General features: G+C 68.3%; 21 protein-coding genes. 6 read left to right on the forward strand and 15 right to left on the reverse strand.

Annotated elements, in window-relative coordinates:
• Positions 1 to 464, forward strand: a 464-nt coding sequence (locus NA12_RS34130; RefSeq protein ID WP_218017144.1) for a DUF5753 domain-containing protein, incomplete at its 5' end; no start/stop codon positions are given.
• Here NA12_RS34130 and NA12_RS10630 read toward each other — a convergent pair.
• The 5 genes from NA12_RS10630 to NA12_RS10650 form a co-directional block, all read right to left on the reverse strand.
• On the reverse strand, positions 458 to 1,267 hold the full coding sequence (locus NA12_RS10630; protein ID WP_067448908.1) for an ABC transporter permease: 810 nt from the start codon (positions 1,265 to 1,267) through the stop codon (positions 458 to 460). The genes NA12_RS34130 and NA12_RS10630 overlap by 7 nt on opposite strands.
• Positions 1,264 to 2,085 carry an ABC transporter permease gene (locus NA12_RS10635; RefSeq protein ID WP_067449474.1) on the reverse strand — a complete coding sequence of 274 codons (822 nt, stop codon included), beginning with the start codon at positions 2,083 to 2,085 and terminating at the stop codon, positions 1,264 to 1,266. The genes NA12_RS10630 and NA12_RS10635 overlap by 4 nt, the downstream gene beginning before the upstream one ends.
• A 44-nt stretch (positions 2,086 to 2,129) precedes the next feature.
• A complete protein-coding gene (locus NA12_RS10640; protein WP_067448910.1) occupies positions 2,130 to 2,981 on the reverse strand; it encodes a thioesterase domain-containing protein in 852 nt (283 codons plus the stop codon).
• Positions 2,982 to 3,183: 202 nt separating this feature from the next.
• Entirely contained in the window at positions 3,184 to 3,627 is a 444-nt protein-coding gene (locus NA12_RS10645) for a hypothetical protein (RefSeq protein WP_067448912.1), read from the reverse strand.
• A gap of 256 nt (positions 3,628 to 3,883) precedes the next feature.
• On the reverse strand, positions 3,884 to 5,200 hold the full coding sequence (locus NA12_RS10650; RefSeq protein ID WP_067448914.1) for a TIGR03118 family protein: 1,317 nt from the start codon (positions 5,198 to 5,200) through the stop codon (positions 3,884 to 3,886).
• A gap of 147 nt (positions 5,201 to 5,347) precedes the next feature.
• On the opposite strand from NA12_RS10650, the gene NA12_RS10655 reads away from it, so the two are divergent.
• On the forward strand, positions 5,348 to 5,845 hold the full coding sequence (locus NA12_RS10655; RefSeq protein ID WP_067448916.1) for a peroxynitrite isomerase: 498 nt from the start codon (positions 5,348 to 5,350) through the stop codon (positions 5,843 to 5,845).
• A 263-nt stretch (positions 5,846 to 6,108) separates the two neighbouring features.
• Complete coding sequence (locus NA12_RS33605; RefSeq protein WP_132369657.1) at positions 6,109 to 6,312, forward strand: hypothetical protein; 204 nt, start codon at positions 6,109 to 6,111, stop codon at positions 6,310 to 6,312.
• A gap of 55 nt (positions 6,313 to 6,367) precedes the next feature.
• Here NA12_RS33605 and NA12_RS10660 read toward each other — a convergent pair whose 3' ends face one another.
• The 5 genes from NA12_RS10660 to dxr form a co-directional block, all read right to left on the reverse strand.
• Positions 6,368 to 8,158, reverse strand: a complete 1,791-nt coding sequence (locus NA12_RS10660; protein WP_067448918.1) for a penicillin-binding transpeptidase domain-containing protein — start codon at positions 8,156 to 8,158, stop codon at positions 6,368 to 6,370.
• A gap of 56 nt (positions 8,159 to 8,214) precedes the next feature.
• Complete coding sequence (locus tag NA12_RS10665; RefSeq protein ID WP_371855988.1) at positions 8,215 to 9,069, reverse strand: GNAT family N-acetyltransferase; 855 nt, start codon at positions 9,067 to 9,069, stop codon at positions 8,215 to 8,217.
• Between the two features lie 85 nt (positions 9,070 to 9,154).
• On the reverse strand, positions 9,155 to 10,309 hold the full coding sequence (gene ispG / locus NA12_RS10670; protein ID WP_067448920.1) for a flavodoxin-dependent (E)-4-hydroxy-3-methylbut-2-enyl-diphosphate synthase: 1,155 nt from the start codon (positions 10,307 to 10,309) through the stop codon (positions 9,155 to 9,157).
• Between the two features lie 136 nt (positions 10,310 to 10,445).
• On the reverse strand, positions 10,446 to 11,648 hold the full coding sequence (locus NA12_RS10675) for a M50 family metallopeptidase (RefSeq protein WP_067448922.1): 1,203 nt from the start codon (positions 11,646 to 11,648) through the stop codon (positions 10,446 to 10,448).
• A 149-nt stretch (positions 11,649 to 11,797) separates the two neighbouring features.
• The gene (dxr, locus tag NA12_RS10680; RefSeq protein ID WP_067448924.1) at positions 11,798 to 12,991 is read right to left on the reverse strand and encodes a 1-deoxy-D-xylulose-5-phosphate reductoisomerase; all 1,194 of its coding nucleotides are present in this window, start codon (positions 12,989 to 12,991) and stop codon (positions 11,798 to 11,800) included.
• Between the two features lie 95 nt (positions 12,992 to 13,086).
• Here dxr and NA12_RS10685 point away from each other — a divergent pair, with 95 nt between their 5' ends.
• Positions 13,087 to 13,356, forward strand: coding sequence for a DUF2631 domain-containing protein (locus tag NA12_RS10685; protein ID WP_067448926.1), 270 nt, complete (start codon positions 13,087 to 13,089; stop codon positions 13,354 to 13,356).
• Positions 13,357 to 13,420: 64 nt separating this feature from the next.
• On the opposite strand, the gene NA12_RS10690 is transcribed toward NA12_RS10685, so the two are convergent.
• The 3 genes from NA12_RS10690 to NA12_RS10700 all read right to left on the reverse strand — a co-directional run bounded on the left by NA12_RS10690 (position 13,421) and on the right by NA12_RS10700 (position 16,149).
• Positions 13,421 to 14,380, reverse strand: a complete 960-nt coding sequence (locus tag NA12_RS10690) for a LysR family transcriptional regulator (RefSeq protein WP_067448928.1) — start codon at positions 14,378 to 14,380, stop codon at positions 13,421 to 13,423.
• A gap of 43 nt (positions 14,381 to 14,423) precedes the next feature.
• Positions 14,424 to 15,563 carry a serine/threonine-protein kinase gene (locus tag NA12_RS10695; RefSeq protein WP_084472653.1) on the reverse strand — a complete coding sequence of 380 codons (1,140 nt, stop codon included), beginning with the start codon at positions 15,561 to 15,563 and terminating at the stop codon, positions 14,424 to 14,426.
• A gap of 163 nt (positions 15,564 to 15,726) precedes the next feature.
• The gene (locus NA12_RS10700) at positions 15,727 to 16,149 is read right to left on the reverse strand and encodes an uL11 family ribosomal protein (RefSeq protein WP_067448930.1); all 423 of its coding nucleotides are present in this window, start codon (positions 16,147 to 16,149) and stop codon (positions 15,727 to 15,729) included.
• 115 nt (positions 16,150 to 16,264) lie between these two features.
• Between NA12_RS10700 and NA12_RS10705 the strand changes: the two genes are divergently transcribed.
• Complete coding sequence (locus tag NA12_RS10705; RefSeq protein WP_067448932.1) at positions 16,265 to 17,068, forward strand: transglutaminase-like domain-containing protein; 804 nt, start codon at positions 16,265 to 16,267, stop codon at positions 17,066 to 17,068.
• 14 nt (positions 17,069 to 17,082) lie between these two features.
• Here the strand turns inward: NA12_RS10705 and rlmN are convergent, their stop codons facing one another.
• The gene (gene rlmN, locus NA12_RS10710; RefSeq protein WP_067448934.1) at positions 17,083 to 18,192 is read right to left on the reverse strand and encodes a dual-specificity RNA methyltransferase RlmN; all 1,110 of its coding nucleotides are present in this window, start codon (positions 18,190 to 18,192) and stop codon (positions 17,083 to 17,085) included.
• 101 nt (positions 18,193 to 18,293) lie between these two features.
• Between rlmN and NA12_RS10715 the strand changes: the two genes are divergently transcribed.
• Entirely contained in the window at positions 18,294 to 18,674 is a 381-nt protein-coding gene (locus tag NA12_RS10715) for a LapA family protein (protein WP_084472655.1), read from the forward strand.
• An 11-nt stretch (positions 18,675 to 18,685) separates the two neighbouring features.
• On the opposite strand, the gene NA12_RS10720 is transcribed toward NA12_RS10715, so the two are convergent.
• On the reverse strand, positions 18,686 to 19,564 hold the full coding sequence (locus NA12_RS10720) for a phosphatidate cytidylyltransferase (protein WP_067449477.1): 879 nt from the start codon (positions 19,562 to 19,564) through the stop codon (positions 18,686 to 18,688).
• Between the last annotated feature and the right edge of the window lie 44 nt (positions 19,565 to 19,608).

Raw genomic sequence — 19,608 nt, forward strand, 5'->3', positions numbered from 1 at the left:
TGCCACGTCTGGACGCCTCGGTGATGGAGAGCAGGGCGCAGGCGCGCATGGATCGCGCCATCAACCTGACCAAGGACGACCCGCTGGAACTGTGGGTCGTGATGGACGAGGCGGCGATCCGCAGGGTGGTCGGCGGAGCGGCCACGATGGCGGGCCAGCTCGACCGGCTCCTCGACGAGACCAAGCGCAAGAACGTGATCCTGCAGGTGCTTCCGTTCGACGCGGGCGCGCACCCCGGCATGGCCGGCTCGTTCACGCTGCTCGACTTCCGCAATCCCGTCGACCCCGAACTGGTGTACGTGGAGAGCATGTCCGTGCACGACCTGGTCGAGGGGCACTCCGAGATCCGCCGATTCGGCGTGATCTTCGACCAGCTCCGGGCCATGGCGTTGAGTCCACGCGATTCGGCGAAGCTGATCACCGAGGCCAGGGACGCGATCACCCGGTCCGCGTCCGGTCAGTAGCGGCTGGCGCGGCGGAAGCCGATCGCGGCGGGAACGGCGAAGACCGCGATAGCGCCGAGCGACCATGCCAGGGTGGCCAGCAGCGGCCCGCGCACCGGCCCGCCGAGCGAGAGTCCGCGCATGGTGTCGATGGCGTGTGTGAGTGGGTTGTGCTCCACGATCGGGCGCGCCCAACCGGGGTAGGCGGCGAGCGGGACGAACCCGGTACTGAAGAACATCAACAACGACGATCCCAGCGAAACGAACTCCACCAGAGCGGCTTTCGCGGTGTACACCGCCAGTGCGGTGACCATCGTCGCGAAGCCGAGTCCGTACAGCACCGGGATGGCGAACAGGGCGATCGCGGCGAACAGACCCTGGGTGAAGCGGAATCCGAGTACGACGCCGACCGCGAAGATCACCAGCGTGCACACCAGGATCCGGACGCCTTCGGCAACGACGCGCGAGAGCAGCCCCGAGGCGCGATGGACCGGCAGTACCCAGAACCGGGCGAGCAGTCCCGCATCGCGCTCGCGGCCGAGGGTGACGGCACCGGCCAGCGAACCCGACATCACCCCGACCAGCGAGACCATCGGCACCGAACCGTAGAGGGCGTCGGCGCCCGCGAACGACGACACCTGTTTGCCCAGTACCGCGTTGAGCATCACCAGCAGCAGGGCGGGGAAGAACAGCGCCTGCATCATCGTCAAGGGGTCTCGACCCCAGCGGGTCAGCAGCCGCCGGGTCTGGATCAGCGTCTGCGGCGCCAGCATGCGCAGCGACTCGGTGTGCCGGGCGAGGGCAGGCAGTGGGATGGTTGTCATGCCGACCTCCGGGCGGCGTGGCGCCAGGACAGGCCGCCGCAGACCACCAGAATGCCGAGCGCCCAGGCCAGCCCGGGGCCCAGCGTCGCGAGATCGACCGCGCCCGCGTCGCCGGTGGAATCGCCCGCCAGCGCGCGCAGGCCGTCGACGAACTGGGAGACGGGCTGGTTGCGGGCGAAACCCTGGATCCAGCCGGGGAATTGGCTCGCGGGCGCGAAGCCCGTCGACACCATGCCGAAGATCAACTGGGGCAGCACCAGGATCTGGGTGGTGGCCTCGGGACTGGCCGACATACTGCCGAGCAGATCGGCGCCGCAGCACAGGGCGGTCGCGATCAGCAGGGAGAACGCGAGGAAACCGACAGTGTGCCACCAGCTTCCGTAGAAGCGGAAACCGATGACGGCACCGCACACGAGCGCGGCGGCGACCGAGATCACCGCACGGTGGGCGGCCATGGTGATTCTGGCCGCGAACGGAACCCACCGTGGCATCGGCAGGGTCGCGAACCGGGCATCGAGTCCGTCGCGGGCATCGGTGGCGGCGCGGAAAGCGGCCGTGATGGCGCAGAACGCCACCGCCTGCATGACGATCATCGGCATCAGGAACTGGGCGTAGCTGCTCAGGCCGTGGCCGTAGACGGTCATCACCAGATCGAGCGGGACATAGAAGCCGAGAGTGAACACCGCGGGGGCGAGCAGGGCGGTGAAGATCTCACCGGTGCGCCAGGCCGGGCGGATCAGCCGTCGCGCGAGCACCCACCACTGGGCGAACACGACCGTCGGCGCGCGATCTGTAGCGAACTCGTCGGCGGTCTGCACGTCCCCATCGTGGTCGATGGGCCGTGTGGCGCCGGGGAACCCGGTCAGCATGTCGTGCGCGCCGAGAGTGGGGTGGTGGCCAGGATTCGAGCGATCTCGGGAAGGACGTCGGGTGCGGTGAGTTCGTCCGGAGTGGCGTCGAGGACGAAGCCGGTGACCGCGCCCTCGACATAGGGACGCCAACCGCGCACCGTGGCGCCGGGGTCGAGGCGATCGGCGCCGCCGGGCGCACGACCCGGGATACACACGGTGAGGTCGCCGGGCAGCCACGAGGGGCGGTGGCCGGACACCATGCGGGCGGCGGTGGCGCTCAGGGCGGCGAGGTGGTCGAGATCCTCGCCGGTGACGTCGAGCGTTCCCGCCATGGCGGCGTTGATCGCGGTCGCGTCGGCCGCGGTGTCGACACCGAGCAACGTGGCGACACGGTCGGCCGCCAGCGGCGCGGGGGCAGGTGCCTCGGGGTCGGCAGCGAGAAGGACGACGCGAACCTGCTCGCCTGCCGCGCGGAGCCGGACCGCGACCTCATGGGCGACGAAGCCGCCCGCGGACCACCCCAGCAGCTGATATGGGCCGTGCGGGGCGAGGCGGCGGATCTCGGCGAGATAGCCGGCGGCGTAGTCGCGGATCGTGCGCGGTCGCGCGCTCGCCTGCAGTCCGTAGATCGGGACCCGTGGGTCGAGGTGAGCGACCAGGCCCGCGTAGTTCCAGGCCAGGATCGCCTCCCCGGCCAGGCAGAACAGGGGCGCGCCGTCGACGTAGGTGGAGTGCGGGCGGATCGGCAGCACGACGGCTGTCGCCGCGGACTCGGCGCGCTCGGCCTCGACCGAGTCCGCGGAACAGGAATCGGGCTGATCAGCGGTCCACCCGCAGGCGGACGGATCATCACGACTGTTCACAACAAATGATAGATCGCGCGAAACCCTCAGCAGCCCAGTACTTTCGGGGGCTTTCGCCGTAGACCGACCGCGCATCCGAACTCCTTCGCCGACCCGACCACAGATGGTGTGCGTTCCACTGTCGCGCGGGAAGGCCCCGATCCCCCACCAACCCCGGGGACCGGTCTCGCCCACCAAGGGGGCGGCGAATACACCCAAGGTGTCAATACATGTGCGCGGGCAGACTGCGCGAACCCGACCACAGATCGTCGATCAGGCGCTCGTAACTGTCGGCGAGGTGATCGAGGCGGACCCATTCGTCGTCGCGGAGCGACTCGGGGATGCCTGCCGGGGCGATGAAAGCCTGCGAACTGTGCTCGGCGAGGCGATCGACCAAGCCACCGAGGGTTTCGCAGTGTTCGTCGGCCGCGGCGTGCGGAATGGGCGCGGCGAGAATGACCCAGCGATCGATCGAACGCATCAACTGGGCGCGGCGCCGGTCGATGCGCTCGGACTCACTCCGCGCGGTGCCTGCCCGCAACTGGTGCAGCAGCGCCAGCTCCCCGGCGGCGTGCAGGATGGGGTGGTCATCGTGTGGCAAACCATGGAACGCCGCAAGCAGGACGTCCCGACCGGGCAGCATCGACTCTCGTGGCGCAGGGCGCATTCACCGCTCCCCCGCCGAACCGACCACGTCAACGCGCGAAATTCTCATCTGGCACACCTCCGGCTCGGGTACGGCACCCCGGTGGAGGCACCGTCGCGTGCGCACGCAACACGTCGGGTGGATACCGATCCGTGTCCACCCGGCAACCATCGCGCCACCCACTGTCCCCTACAACTGCCCGTCGACGGAAGCGAATGGACACCGGACATCGAAATTGTCCGCTTCGCCGCCCCGTGTCCGCCGCGCCCTCGCCGCCCTACTGCACGCGCAGACTGCCGAAGAGACCGTCCTTCTCGTCTTCGGGACCCGCCGTGAAGTAGAGGGCGTTCGCGTCGCCGAGACTTTCGCCGTTGCCGAACATCAATGCCCGCAGGCCCTCGATCTCGACCGGCTTCGCCTGACTGTCGCGCAGGTAGTCGACGAAGGTACCGGTGGTGTCGTCGTAGGCCAGGACCCGGCCGAGGCCGGCGAAGTTGCCGATCAGCAGTTTGCCCGACAGCGCACCGAAGTTCGACGGTGCGATCGCCACGCCCCACGGCGCGTTGAGCCTGCCGCCGTCGTCGATGATGCGAACCAGTTTGCCCGCGCCGTCGAACTCGGCGACCTTGCCCCGGTCCGGCTTACCGTGCGAATCGCGGTCCTTGTCGGCGTCGAGGGCGACTTCCTCGGCCTTGTCGAAGGCCTTCGGATCCTTGTCGTCGGGCCCGGTGACGGCGTAGGACACGAACACTCGGCTACCGAGGGTGGTGATGTTGAACGGCGCCGGATCGCCGGGCCTTGCCTTCTTGCCCTTCTCGGGCGAGGACGCGTCGATCACCTCGCCGGTGGCGAACGGGTTGGCGAACCCGGTGGTCGCGACCGGCTGCCAGAACTTGTCGAAGGTGCGGACCTGCGGGTCGGCGCCGAAATCGGCGGCCAGCAGCTTGTCACCCGTTGGGGCCAGCGCGATTCCGAAGAAGGCCATGCCCTGCGCCGAGCCGTCGAACACCTGGTTCGCGCCACCGTCGCGCCGCACGATCGCACCGTCGGGCGCCTGCTCGGTCCAGGCCGACAGCTTGCCCGAATCGGTGGCGAAGATGACGCGCGAGGAACCGCCGAGCGGGATCGGCATACCGTCCACATCGACCCACTGGTCGCGCACCGCGAACAGGTCCGAGGTGATCGGCGCCGGGTTGAACACGACGCCGGTGACCTTGCCGATGCTCTTATCGGAGGTGTCGGCGTCGGCACCGGGAATCCCGACGAGCTTGAGCTGGTCCTGGGTCAGCTTCCCCAGCTTGGGATCCGAGGACGACTGCACATCGCCGAGGAACTGGAACGACTTACCGCCCGCACCGACCCAGAAATGCCCACCCGCGCCCTTCGGCCCCGCGGCCAGCCCCCACGCATCGACCATGCCGGGCAACGTGAACTGGGCGTGATAGGAGTCTTTGTCCGCGGCGAGGTTGGTCTGGCCGTAGCGATTGCCGTCCAGCGCGGTGACGTCGTCGGTCGAAGGCTCGGTGTTCGAGCACGCCACGGCGAGCAGCACTGCCGCGCCGAGTACCGCGCCGCGCACCAGCCCGGACCGCATCCGGCGAGCGCCCCTCACATGTCCGTTCACGTTCTTGTCCTTTCGCGACCTTCCGCCGGACGGCGTTCAGGCGACGCTGACCTTATCGCGGCTGATGTGGCGGTGTGCCGCGACCGTCACAGGAACCTCGGGGCTACGCTGTCGGCCGTGGTCGAACCTTCCCCCAACATCGCCCCGCACCCCGACATCGCCGCCCTGGCACCACTACTCGGCACCTGGCGCGGCCGGGGCACGGGCGAATACCCGACCATCGAATCCTTCGACTACCTCGAGGAGATCGCCTTCGGACACGTGGGCAAACCGTTCCTCGCCTACACGCAGCGGACCAGGGCCGGCTCCGACGGCAGGCCGCTGCACGCCGAGACCGGCTACCTGCGCAGTCCGGCGCCCGGACGGGTGGAACTGATCCTCGCCCACCCGACCGGAATCACCGAGATCTGCGAGGGCACGATCACCGAAACCGTGGACGGAATTCGCCTGGAATTGAACTCCACGAATATCGGCCTGAGCGAATCGGCAAAGCCGGTTACCGCGGTAGGCCGCTCATTCCATGTCACCGGCGACACCATCGAGTACACGTTGCGTATGGCGGCGGTCGGCGAATCTTTGCAGCATCATCTGGCGGCGACACTGCAACGCGGATGAGTCATCGGCGATTCGTTTACATCGCCGGATAGGCTGTGATCAGCACCTTTATCGGATCGGAACCGATAATTCATCTTTTCATCACGACCGAATAGCGGTTGTGTTCGAACACGCCCGCACATAGGGCAACAATTGCGTTTCGCTTGCTGACGCCGCCTGTTGCCGCAGTAACCGCCGTTCTACGGTTGCGTATCAGCAAATCCTCAGAAATCGAACAGGTTGCCCCGCGAACACGTCGAAACCCTGAATGAGGGAGACGAACCATGAGGCGCTCTACCTTGATCTTGACCACTGCGGGGATGATCCTCGGCGGCGCGGCCGCCATCGACGTCCTCGACAGCGCGGCCACCGCCGCGCCGGAACCCGTTGCCAGCTACAACGTGCTGCACGACACCGCGTCATCCCACACCGACAGCACATCGCTCGCGGTGGTGCGGGGTCTGCTGGCGACCGAGAACGCCAACTGACCCGACACCATCACGAATCGAAGTCTGTCACTGCCTCGCCCGTCCGATCGGCGTGTCAATAGCCGGGGGGCAGCGCGGCGAACATATCCCGGGTAACGGCCACCGCGTTGTCGGAACTGCCGCCCTTCACCAGCAATGTCGCAAACGCGATATCCCCGCGATAGCCGACGAACCACGAATGCGATCCACCGTCGACCTCGGCCTCGCCGGTCTTGCCATAGACCTCGCCCTGATCTCTGATGCGTTCGGCCGTACCGCCGGTGACCACCATGCGCATCATCGAACGCAGGCCCTCGACCACGTCCGGCGCGATCGCGGGCCGATCCCCGGTGACCTCCGTCGGCCTGCCCGCGATCAGATACGGCACCGGTGCGGCGCCGTTGGCTACCGTCGCGGCCATCACCGCCATCCCGAACGGGCTCACCACCACGCGGCCCTGCCCGATGCCGTCCTCTGCGCGCTGCACCAGCGCGTCGGCCTTCGGCACCGACCCCGACATCGTCGGCAGGCCTTCGACCCGGTAGTCCTGCCCGACGCCCAGGCGCGCCGCGGCCTGCGTGAGCGCGTCGGGTTCGAGCTTGCTGGCCAGTCTGGCGAAGGTGGTGTTGCACGACCGCTCGTAGGCGGTGGCCATCGGTACGTCACCGACGGAGAACATGTTGTAGTTGGGAATGGTGCGTTCGCCGATGATGGTGCTGCTCGGACAGGGCAGCACGGTCTCCGGCGTGGCCAGCCCGGAAGCCATCGCCGCCGACGCGGTGACCGTCTTGAAGATCGAGCCCGGCGGATACTGTCCGCTGGTGGCGACCGGGCCGTCGCGGTCGGCGTACTTGTTCTGCGCCACCGCGAGGATCGCACCGGTCGACGGGCGGAGCACCACCATCATGGCCCGCTCGGTGCGCAGGTCCACCGCCTGCTGGGCGGAATTCTGCACGAACCGGTCGATGCTCAGCGCGAACGACGGCGCGGGTTCGGCCGCCTCCTCGTGCAACACATCGAGATCGGCGCCGTCGGCATTGCGGGTGACCACGCTCCAGCCCGCCTTCCCGTCGACCTCGGCGATCACCGTCTTGCGGACCTGGGTGAGCAGGTCGGGCGCGAATTTGCGGTCGGTGGGCACCATGTCCCACTCCTGGGTCAGCGTCACGCCCGGCAGCCCGATCAGCTCGCCGCCGATGGTCTCGGCCTCGTACTCGTTGAGCAGGATCACGGTGTGCGCGCCGTCGGTCTTGCGCGCCACGGCGAGGATGGACTGCGGGGTATAGGCGACCGGGTCGATGCGGCTCAGCGCCGCGGCGAGCGTACCGGCGACGCGGGTCGGGTCGGGGGCGTCCGCCACGGTGAACTTCACTCGTGAGACCTTGCCCGGGACCAGCACATCGCTGCCCGCCGCCTCGTTGACCCTGGCGCGTGGGGCGGGCCGGGTGCGCAACTCCATACTCTGGGTGTCACCGAGTTGGGGGTGGATGTCGGCGGAGCTCCAGCGAACCAGCCAGCGCCCATCGCTGCGGCCCATCTGCAATTCACCGGAGTAGGTCCACTGACGCCCCTTGGGCAGGGTCCACTCGTAGGTGTAGTCGACCGTCGCGGTGTCGCCGGTGACGCGTGCGTCGCCGGTGCGGATCGACAACTTCTCCGCCTGCAAGGCCTGCCACGTCGAAGTCAGTGCCGCCGTGGCCTTCTCAGGGGCGGTGGTCAGCGCCGCGGCCGCGGCGAGATCACGTTCGGCGAACGCCGCGGCGAAGGCGTCGGCGGCGGGCACCGGTCCCTGGGCACCGGCAGAACAGGCGGTCGCCGCGACAGCGAGGGCGGCCACCGCGCACGTGGTGAGCATCCGTGTCCTCATCGGCACCGATGGTAGCGGCGAAAAGCCGCCTCACCTCGACGCCACGCGCCAAAGTTTCAGTCCACCAGGACGGTTGCGAAGGTAGCGATCTGGCGGAACCCCACCCGGCTGTAGGCGCTGCGGGCGACCCGGTTGTAGTCGTTGACGTAGAGGCTCGCCGTACGACCGGTTGCCACAACAGCATTGGCGACCGAGGCGGTCCCGGCGGTGCCCACCCCGGCACCCCGGAATTCGGGATGCACCCACACGCCCTGGATCTGGCCGGTTCGCCGCGACAGGGCACCGATCTCGGCTTTGTACACGACCTCACCGTCCTCGAAACGTGCCCAGGCCCTACCGGATTCGATGAGACTGGTGATCCGCCGTCGATAGCCGCGCCCACCGTCGCCCGCGCGCGGGTCGATGCCGACCTCCTCGATGAACATGGCGATCGCGGCGGTCAGGTAGCGGTCGATCTCGTCGGGGCGCACGCGGCGCACTCCCCCATCCGCGCGCGCGGCGGCGGGCTTGGCCAGCGCCAGCAGCGGCTGATCAGCACGTAGCTCTCTGGCCGGACCCCAGGTCGGCAGCAGCATCTCCCACAGCGGGAGGGCTAGTTCGCGCCTTCCGACCACCGAGGAACACACCCGCGGCCAACGGCCGGCCCGATCGGCGAACGCGCGCAATGCCTGCCGATCACCGCGCAGCGGCACCAGATTGGCGCCGGAGAAACACAGCGAATCGGCCGGTCCGCCGCGGCTCCACAGCTCGCCGGCACCGGTCCGGGAGTCGATCCCGAATTCCTGGACCCGGGCGGCGATCATGCACGACGCCACCGGGTCGGTATCGAGGACGCGCAGCACCTCACCGAGATCTCGCACGGCCACCGGGCGCGCGGGAGCGGTTTTGGACCGTCGCGTCGGCTCCAGCAGACTCCGCACGGCACCAGCCTGCCACGAAAGCACGCCGAGCGGTACGGGTCCGCCGAATCCGACGTAGGACCGTGAGGATCCCGGTTCAGCTCACGGTGACGACGGGCTCCGCGCCCGGCTGCTCGTCCATCTGCTCGGCGATGCGCATCGCCTCTTCGATCAGGGTCTCCACGATCAAATGCTCGGGCACGGTCTTGATGACCTCACCCTTGACGAAGATCTGCCCCTTGCCGTTGCCGGACGCGACCCCGAGGTCGGCCTCGCGTGCCTCGCCGGGCCCGTTCACGACGCAGCCCATCACCGCGACGCGCAGCGGCACTTCCAGGCCGTCCAGACCGGCGGCGACCGCGTCGGCCAGGGTGTACACGTCCACCTGGGCGCGGCCACACGACGGGCACGACACGATCTCGAGCTTGCGCGGACGCAGGTTCAGCGACTGCAGGATCTGGCCGCCGACCTTGATCTCCTCGGCGGGCGGAGCCGAGAGCGACACCCGGATCGTGTCGCCGATGCCCTCGCTGAGCAGCGCGCCGAAGGCGACCGCGGACTTGATCGTGCCCTGGAACGCCGGGCCCGCCTCGGTGACGCCGAGGTGCAGCGGGTAGTCGCTGCGCGCGGCGAGCTGGCGGTAGGCCTCGACCATGATCACCGGGTCGTTGTGCTTGACCGAGATCTTGATGTCGCCGAAGCCGTGCTCCTCGAACAGACTCGCCTCCCACAGCGCCGACTCGACCAGCGCTTCCGGGGTGGCCTTGCCGTACTTCTCCAGCATCCGCTTGTCCAGCGAACCGGCGTTGACACCGATGCGGATCGGGATGCCCGCGGCGCCCGCGGCCTTGGCGACCTCGCCGACCCGGCCGTCGAATTCCTTGATGTTGCCCGGGTTGACACGGACCGCGGCGCAGCCCGCGTCGATGGCGGCGAAGATGTAGCGCGGCTGGAAGTGGATATCGGCGATCACCGGGATCTGCGACTTCTTCGCGATCGTGGCGAGCGCGTCGGCGTCTTCCTGCCGCGGACAGGCCACCCGCACGATGTCGCATCCCGAGGCGGTGAGCTCGGCGATCTGCTGCAACGTGGCGTTGATGTCGTGGGTCTTGGTGGTGGTCATCGACTGCACCGAGATCGGCGAATCGCTACCGACGCCGACATTGCCGACCGTCAGCTGGCGGGTCTTGCGCCGGGGTGCGAGAACAGCAGCGGGGGCGGCGGGCATCCCCAATCCGATTGTGCTGGTCACGTTCGGCTGCCTTCTTTCGTACGTTTCGCGGATCGACCTGGGTTGTTGAAGCCGAGTTTAGTCGCGCAGGGCAACCGGGCGCCCTGTGAGGGCCACCTCACCGGCTGGAATCGATATCTGATGGATCGCAGTGCGTTCACGGACCGAGCGTGATCGGGTTGACGATATCGGCGGCCAAGGTCAGCAGCATGAACGCGCCACCGAGCACCACCGCCACATAGGTGATCGGCAGGAGTTTGAGGTAGTCGACGGGGCCCGCGGGCGCCTTGCCGCGCCAGCCACGGATCGTGTCGCGGACCTTCTCGTAGAGCACCACCGCGATATGGCCGCCGTCCAGCGGCAGCAATGGCAGCAGATTGAACGCTCCGAGGAAGAAGTTCAGACTGGCCAGCACCAGGATGAACATGCCCCACAGGCCACGCTCGGCGGTCTCGCCACCGATACGACTGGCGCCGTAGACGCTCACCGGGGTCTCCGGGTCACGCTCACCGCCGGTGACGGCCTCCCACAGCGCCGACACCTTCTGCGGCATCTTCGCCAGCGACTTCACCGTCTCGACGAAGAAGTCGCCGGTGAACGAGATGGTGGCGGGAATCGCCGCGAGCGGGCCGTACTGCTTCGGCGGCGCGAAGGCGGCGGGACCGACACCGACCGCACTCACCTCGCGGCTCGCGCCCTCCTTCGGCGACCGCATCACTCGCTCGGGAGTCACCGACACGGTCAGCGTCCGACCAGCGCGTTCGATCGTGTACGTGAAGGTGCCGGTCTGCTTCTGGGTTTCGGCCTGGAATTGCGCCCAGGTCTCCACCTCGACGCCGTTCACGGCCTTGACCACATCGCCGGGCTGCAATCCCGCACGCTGCGCGGGTCCTGTTCCGGTACACGGCGCCAACTTCTTGTCCGGGGTCTCCTGGGCGACGCAGCTCATCGCACCCAACTCGGTGGCCGGCGGCTGCTCGAGCTGGGGCAGACCCCAGCCGACCGCCAGGATCACCAGCAGGATGAACCCGAGCAGGAAGTTCATGCCGATGCCGCCGAACATCACGACCAGACGCTTCCAGGTCGACTGGCGATACATCGCCCGGTCGACCTCCTCCGGTTCGAGTTCGTCGAGCGCCGTCATGCCCGCGATATCGCAGAAGCCGCCCAGCGGCAGCGCCTTGAGCCCGTACTCGGTCTCGCCGCGACGGAACGAGAACACCTTCGGCCCGAAGCCGATGAAGTAGCGGCGCACCTTCATGCCGGTGGCCTGCGCGGTCCACATGTGCCCGCACTCGTGCAGCGCGATCGAAATCGTGATACCGAGGGCGAACAGGGCGAACCCCAACGCGAAAACCATGTGACTCCTGTGTTCTTGGCGGCTGGCGCCGCGTGTTTTCGGCCTCGTCACCCCGAATCCGAGGGGCGATACTGCGCCTTCGGCGTTACGTCTCGCCCCTCGGATCCGGGGCGGCCGAAAACGGTGGTGGTGTCGTTGTGGTCGTCAGGTCAGGGCTTTGTTTCGCCCTCGATGGTTTTCGCGGCGTACTCCCTTGCCCAGCGGTCGGCCGCGAGGACGTCGTCCAGGGTATCGGGTTCGGCGTGCCAGCGGTCGGCGGCGTCTACCGCCTGGGTGACGGTGCGCACGATGGTCGGGAAGGTGATTTTGCCGTCGAGGAACGCCTGCACCGCGACCTCGTTGGCGGCGTTGTAGACCGCGGTGACGCTGCCGCCCGCTTCGCCTGCCTGGCGGGCCAGCCGGACCGCGGGGAAGACCTCGTCGTCGACCGGTTCGAAGGTCCAGGTGGCGGCGGTGCCGAAATCGCAGGCGGCGGCCGCGCCGGGAATGCGGTCGGGCCAGCCCAGCGCCAGGGCGATGGGGAGTTTCATGTCAGGGGGGCTGGCCTGGGCCAGGGTCGAGCCGTCGGTGAAGGTGACCATCGAGTGGACGATCGACTGGGGGTGGACGGTGACGTCGATGCGGTCGTAGGGCACCCCGAAGAGCAGGTGGGTCTCGATCAGTTCCAGGCCCTTGTTCACCAGTGAGGCCGAGTTCAGGGTGTTCATCGGACCCATCGACCAGGTCGGGTGGGTCTTGGCTTCCGCGGGATTCACCGATTCGAGCATCGCGGTCGTCCAGCCGCGGAACGGGCCGCCGGACGCGGTGAGAACGAGACGATCGACCTCCTCGGCGCGACCGCCACGCAGGCATTGCGCCAGCGCCGAGTGCTCGGAATCGACGGGCACGATCTGGCCGGGCGCGGCGGCGCGGGTCACCAGGGAGCCGCCCGCGACCAAGGATTCCTTGTTCGCCAGTGCCAGCCGGGTGCCCGCCTGCAGGGTGGCCAGGGTGGGTTCGAGCCCCAGCGAACCCACCAGGGCATTGAGCACGACATCGGCATCGGTGCGGCGGACCAATTCGGTCACGGCGGAAGGGCCGCCGAGCGCCAACCCGAGCGCCTGTGCGGCGGCGGGGTCGGCGACGGCGACATTGCGAGTGCCGGTGGCCGTCATCTGCGCGGCGAGCAGGGCGGGATTGCCGCCGCGAGCCGCCAGTCCGACCACCTCGAAGCGATCGGGGTTGGCGGCGATCACCTCTAGCGCCTGGGTACCGATCGAACCGGTACTGCCGAGAAGCAGCACCTTTACCCGATCGGTGGACGGGGAACTGTCGTGCGCGGCACGCGTTGCGGGGTGGGACACGGGCCCATTGTGGCAGGGCTGCTGGCTACGACGGACGGTCGTATGCCACGATATGCTCACTCGCCCAACCTGAACTCGAGCCCTAAGGAGCGATCGTGGCAGCCACGGACCTCGACAAAGCCAGCACCGAGCGTGCCGTCGCCACCAGCGTCGACCCCGCCGAGGTGCCCTCGGCGGAATGGGGCTGGAGCGGTGAGTCGCGTAAGACCTTCCGCATCGCGGCGTGGTTCGTCATCGTGGCCCTGCTCGCGATGACCATCGGCAACCACAAGGGTCACGTCGAGGACATCTTCCTCGTCGGCCTGGCCGCGCTGATGGCGCTAATCCTGATCGTCGACTCGCTCACCCGGCGGATGCCGAAGTAGTCCCTCGACGACAACTACGTCCACGCCTGCGGCAATCACCACGCGCCGCAGGCGTTTTCGTGTCTCAGCGGCCGCGCCGGGCCGGTTTGCGGCCGCGCGCGACCGGCTTCTTCGGTGCCGGTTTCTTCACCGCGGGCTTCTTCGCCGCGGGTTTGCGCGCGGGCGCCTCGCCCCGCTGTTGCGGTTCCGCGCCGCCGCGCGAGCTGTTGGCCGAACGGCCGCGCACGATGCCGACGAACTCCTCGAGCAGCTCGCTGTCGGTCCCGGCGGGCCACGCCAGCGCGATCTCGGTGAACTCGGTGTCGCTGACCGGGCGGTAGACCAGATCGCGGCGGTGATGCAGGCGCGCGATCGACTGCGGCATGATCGCCGCGCCGCCGACGGCGGCGACCAGGGCGAGCGTGTCGACGGCCTGATCGAGATCGGCGGCATCCTGGATCGTCTCGTCGGCCAGATCCGCCGGGCTGATCGTCGCGAGCAGTGACAGCGCGTCGTCCTTCTGCACGACCGCGACCGGCGTCTCCTGCCACAGCGGGATCGCGCTGGTCGTGGTCCGGTCGATCGGAAGTCGGACGAAGCACAGGTCGACGCGCCCCTCCCGCAGCACCGACTCCTGCTCGCCCTGCGCGACGCCGACGATCTCGAGTGGGTGCTCCGGTAGCCGCTCGCCCCAGATTCGTGCCCACTTCGACACCGTCACCCCCGGCACGAACCCCACCCGCAGGCTCGCGGGCGCGTCGGGCTTGTGCTCTCGTTCGGCCTGTTCCCGGGCGCGGATCAGGTCCCTGGCCCGCGCGAGCAGCGCGGCGCCGTCGTCGCTGAGCTGAGTGGGCGAGGCACCGGGAACGAACACCCGGGTGCCCAGTTCTTCCTCCAGCTCGATCACGGTGGCGCTCAGCGCCTGCCGCGGGATTCGCAGCGCCTTGGCGGCGCGCGCGAAGTGCAACTCCTCGGCGACAGCGACGAAACGACGCAACCGGTCGAGGTCGATGGAGTCGGCGGCGGTGACGTCGAAGTCGCTCATTCTGACCAGAATATGGCACCCGCCGATCGGGACGACGAGCCGATCAGAGGTTGGCCAGCAGCGCGATCACGCCGGCGATCACGATGACGACGACGAGCAGGACCGCGTAGACGCCCAACGCCGAACCCCAGCCACCCCGTTGCGGCGGCGGAGTCGGTATCGGGGCCGGTCGTTGCTGCCAGTACTGCGGGGTCGGCGCGTACTGCGGCTGCGGCATCCGTGGGGGCATCAGCGCGGGGTTGTACTGCGGAATGGGAGTGCCCGTCGAGCTCACCGGGCGCATGGGCTGCATGCCGACGAACGGCTGCGCGTGCGCCCCCGAGGTCGGCCGGGCGATCGGGCGGGCGCCGGTGGTTCCGGTGCGCACCGCGCGCTGGGCGGCCTCGACGAACTCCTCGCACGAGGTGAACCTGTCGGCAGGCCGCTTGGCCAGCGCACGCGCCATCACGGCATCGAGCACCGGCGGCAGGCCCGCGCGACGTGGGCTGATCGGGGGCGGCGGCGCCTGCAGGTGACCGGTGATGACCGCGGCCGGGCTGGTCGACTCGTAGGGTGCGCTGCCCGTCAGCAGCGTGAACAGGGTGCACGCGAGGGAGTACTGGTCCGCGCGGTGATCGAGTGCGGCGCCGGTGAGCTGCTCGGGCGCGGCGTAGGCCAGCGTGGCGGTGAACGACCCGGTCTCGGTCAGATGACCGGAATCGTCGCGAAGGCGCGCGATGCCGAAGTCGGTGAGATACACCCGCTCCTGGCTGCTGGACCGGGCCAGCAGGATATTGGCGGGCTTGACGTCGCGGTGCAGCACGCCGGCCCGATGCGCGTAGTCGAGCGCGGCGGCGGTCTCACCGATGATCTGTAGCGCCCGGTCCGGCGGCAGCGAGTGTGGATCCAGCGAGGAGGCATCGATCCCGTCGATGTACTGCATGCTGATCCACAGTTGATCGCCCTCGACGCCGCGATCGAACACGGTCACGATATTGGGGTGATCGAGCTGGGCGACCAGGTCGGCTTCCCGTTCGAACCTGGCCCGGATCTCCTTGTCGGAGAACAACTCCCGATTCAGCAGTTTGAGCGCCGTCCATCGGGGCAGCCGCGGATGCCTGGCCAGATACACCGACCCCATCCCGCCCTGACCCAGCTGCCGATCGATCGTGTATCCGGCGAACACCGTCCCGTCAGAAACCACTCTGACCCCCGAATCTCGCTCTTCGTCCGACGGCCTGGACACTACCAAACGGCGTGGACCAGCGAACGGGCCGACTGACCACGGTGTACCTCGCGAGGTGTGGATGCCGGGTCCGGGAAACCACCACCCCACCGCTGCCGTCCGATCGCGCACCCGGCGGGGATCACTGCTCCACGCGCACACCCATCGACCGCGCCGTGCCGGCGACGATGCGCATCGCCGCCTCCACATCGGTGGTGTTCAGGTCGGGAAGTTTGCGGATCGCGATGCGGCGCAGTTGGTCCCGGCTGATCGCCCCGACCGGTTTGTGCCCGGCCTGCGGGGAGCCGGGGTGGCCGAGAGCCTGACGAATCAAGGACGCGGTCGGTGGGGTCTTCAGCCGCATGGTCCACCGCTTGCGGGCGTCGATCGTGATGACGGCCGGAATGATCTCGCCACGCCGATCGGCCGTGGCGGCGTCGTATCGTCGTTTGACCTCGAAGGGCGCGACGCCCGTCGGACCGAGCATCTTGCCGAGGATCATCAGCGAGGCATTGCCCGCTTCGAGCTCGAGAGTGACTGTGACAGAGGCTGTTTCGCGCGACATAGTCAACGATCTCGGACGCGCGCATCGTTGCGGTCCCACGACGATAACGCCTGGGCCGCAACCCGCTCGAGCGGTTCGGTTGGCTTGATTCCGATTCGCCTGTCAATCTGTGGGCGTGAAACGGGACGTTTCCGCGCGTTTGGAGGTCGCGGTCCATGCCGATTCGGTGCTGCAGTGTCAGATCGCTGTCGCCCGCCAGCCAGGACTCGACCTGATCGAGTCCATGACATGCTCGCTCGACGGCGAGTTCCTCACACCACGCGAAGTGATCGGCGCACACGGTTCCCGGATCCACGTGCTCGACGTTCGCGCGGGCACCCTCCGGATCGACTATCAAGCGACCGTCGTCGGCACCGCGGTGCTCGCACCGCCCTCCGACTACGACCTCGCGCTGTACCGACGACCGAGCCGCTACGCGGAATCGGACAAGTTGCTCGGCTTCGCGGCGGCCGAATTCGGTTACGGCATAGCCGATCCCGAGGTGGCCAACCGGGTTTCGTCGTGGATCGGCAGACGGATCACCTACGTCTCGGGCAGCAGCACACCCATCGACGGCGCGGTGGAGACGCTGCTCTCGGGCACCGGCGTCTGCCGCGACTTCTCCCATCTGATGGTCGCGCTGCTGCGCGCCGTCGGCGTCCCCGCCCGGGTCGCCGCGGTCTACGCGCCGGGCTGCGTGCCGATGGACTTCCACGCCGTCTGCGAGGCCTACATCGACGGTCGGTGGCGCACCTACGACCCGACCGGCCTCGCGCCACGCTCGAGTCTGGTACGCATCGCCACCGGGCGCGACGCCTCCGACATCGCCTTCCTGGACAACCACGGCGGCGACATCACGCTGAACCTCATGTCGGTCAAGGCCTTCGTCGCCGGCCCACTGCCCTACGACGACTTCATCACTCCGATCAGCATCGTCTGACGGCGCCGAGGGCCCTAGCCCTCGGCGGCGAGCTGACCACAGGCCGCGGCGATCTCCTGACCACGCGTATCGCGCACCGTGCACGACACACCCTGGGCGATCACCCGGCGCACGAACTCCTTCTCCACCGGCTTGGGGCTGGCGTCCCACTCGCTGCCCGGAGTCGGGTTGAGCGGAATCAGATTCACGTGCACGAGCGGACCGAGCGCCTTGTGCAGTTTCTTGCCGAGCATGTCCGCCCGCCACGGCTGGTCGTTGATATCGCGGATCAACGCGTACTCGATCGAGACGCGGCGGCCGGACTTATCGGCGTAATACCGTGCGGCGTCGAGCACTTCGGCGATGGACCAGCGATTGTTCACCGGCACCAGGGTGTCGCGCAATTCGTCGTCGGGGGTGTGCAGCGACACCGCGAGGCGCACCGACATGTCCTCGTCGGCCAGCTTGCGGATCGCGGGCGCGAGCCCGACGGTCGACACCGTCACCGACCGCTGTGAGATACCGAGCCCGTCGGGCGCGGGCGAGGTGATCCGGCGCACCGCGTTCACCACCCGCTTGTAGTTGGCCAGCGGCTCGCCCATCCCCATGAACACGATGTTGGACAGTCGGCCCGGACCACCGTGCACCGCACCGTCGCGCAGATCGGCCGCGGCGGCGCGCACCTGGTCGACGATCTCCGCGGTCGACAGGTTGCGGGTGAGCCCCGCCTGCCCGGTCGCGCAGAACGGACACGCCATCCCGCAGCCGGCCTGGCTGGAAATGCACAGCGTATTGCGGTCGGGGTAGCGCATGAGCACGCTCTCCAACAGCGTGCCGTCGTGCGCCTTCCACAGGGTCTTGCGGGTATCGCCCTCATCGCAGGCGATATTGCGTACCACCGACAGCAGCGGCGGGAACAGCGTCTCGCCGACCTTCGCGCGCACATCGGCGGGCAGGTCGGTCATCAGCGCCGGATCGGACTGCAGGCGGCCGTAGTACTGACGGGCCAACTGGTCGGCCCGGAACTTCGGCAAACCCAGCTCCTGCACCGCGGCCTTGCGTTCGTCCGAATCGAGATCGGCGAGGTGGCGCGGCGGCATGCCGCGGCGCGGGGCATCGAACACAAGGGGCAGGGAGATGGCCATAGTGCCACCATTGTCCCAAACGCCACGTCGGACCCGCCACGCCGGGCGACGTTATCGAGAAGATGCGTGCGTGAGCAATAGCGGTCGGCCATGATCGAACTATGAGTACACACGCGGAATCCGGTGCGTCACCGGCCGAGCACGACCCGCCGCCGACCGAGTCCACCGGCAAACACAGCAAGCCGACCGAACCGGTGAAACCCGCTGCCAAGCCGGTACGGGTCCCGCGCGACGCCGTGCACCGATCTCGCACCGGCTACACCTGGATCGCCCTGCTGGCCGCCGCCCTACTCGGCATCGTGCTGCTGATCTTCATCATCCAGAATCTCGACAAGGTCCGCACCAACCTGCTGTTCTGGGATTTCGAACTGCCGCTCGGCATCACCGTGTTGCTGTCGGTGATCGCGGGTGCGCTGGTGATGGGCCTGGTAGGCGGGGTGCGCATCTTGCAACTGCGTCACGCCGCCAAGAAATCGTTGTGACGGGGCGCCGATCAGAGCAGTGCGCTGAGTACCAGCCAGGAGACGAACGCCGAGGGCAGCATCGAGTCGAGGCGGTCCATGATTCCGCCGTGTCCCGGCAGTAGCGTCCCCATATCCTTGATGCCGAGTTCGCGCTTGATCTGCGACTCGATGAGGTCACCGATGGTCGCCACGGCCACCAGGCCGACACCGAGCACCACACCGATCATCGAATTCGCCTCGAGCAGCAACGTGACGGTCAGCAGACCACCGATCACGCTGAACACCAGCGAACCGCAGAATCCCTCCCACGACTTCTTCGGGCTGATCGCGGGCACCATCGGATGCCTGCCGAACAGCACACCGGCGACATAACCGCCGACATCGGAGCACACCACCAGGATCATGAAGGTGAGCACCCGCAGGTTGCCGTCGGGTTCGAGCAGCAGCAGCGTCGAGAACGAGGCCAGCAGCGGAATCCAGGCGAGGGTGAACACGGCGATCGCGGTGTCACGAAGGAAGTTCTTCGGCGCGGTGCTGAGGCCGTGGTCGAACAGCCGCCACACCATGCACACCAGCGTGGTGGCGGCGAACGCGCCGAGCACCCCACCGGCCCCCCACGGCCAGCCCAGCCAGAAGACCGCCTGTCCGCCCACCAGCAGCGGAATCCGCGGCACCAGCACATCGGCTTCGCGCAGCCGCTTGGTGACCTCCCAGCTCGCCACACCGACGCCGACTCCCGCGACCGCGATGAACACCTTCGGGACGAACAGCAGGATCGCGATCAACGACAGCCCGAGCGTCAGCCCCACGGCCAGTGCCGCCGGCAGATTCCGCCCGGCCCGCGAGGTCGGCGCGGGCGGCTGCTCGTCCTGCGGCGCGGCAGCGGTCTGCTCGACCCTGTCCGGCATGGGATCCGGTGCCGCCCCGGTGGCGGCGGCGTCTTCGGCCACGA

The organism is Nocardia alba NBRC 108234 (genome assembly GCF_001612665.1).
GTDB classification, from domain to species: Bacteria; Actinomycetota; Actinomycetes; order Mycobacteriales; family Mycobacteriaceae; genus Nocardia; species Nocardia alba.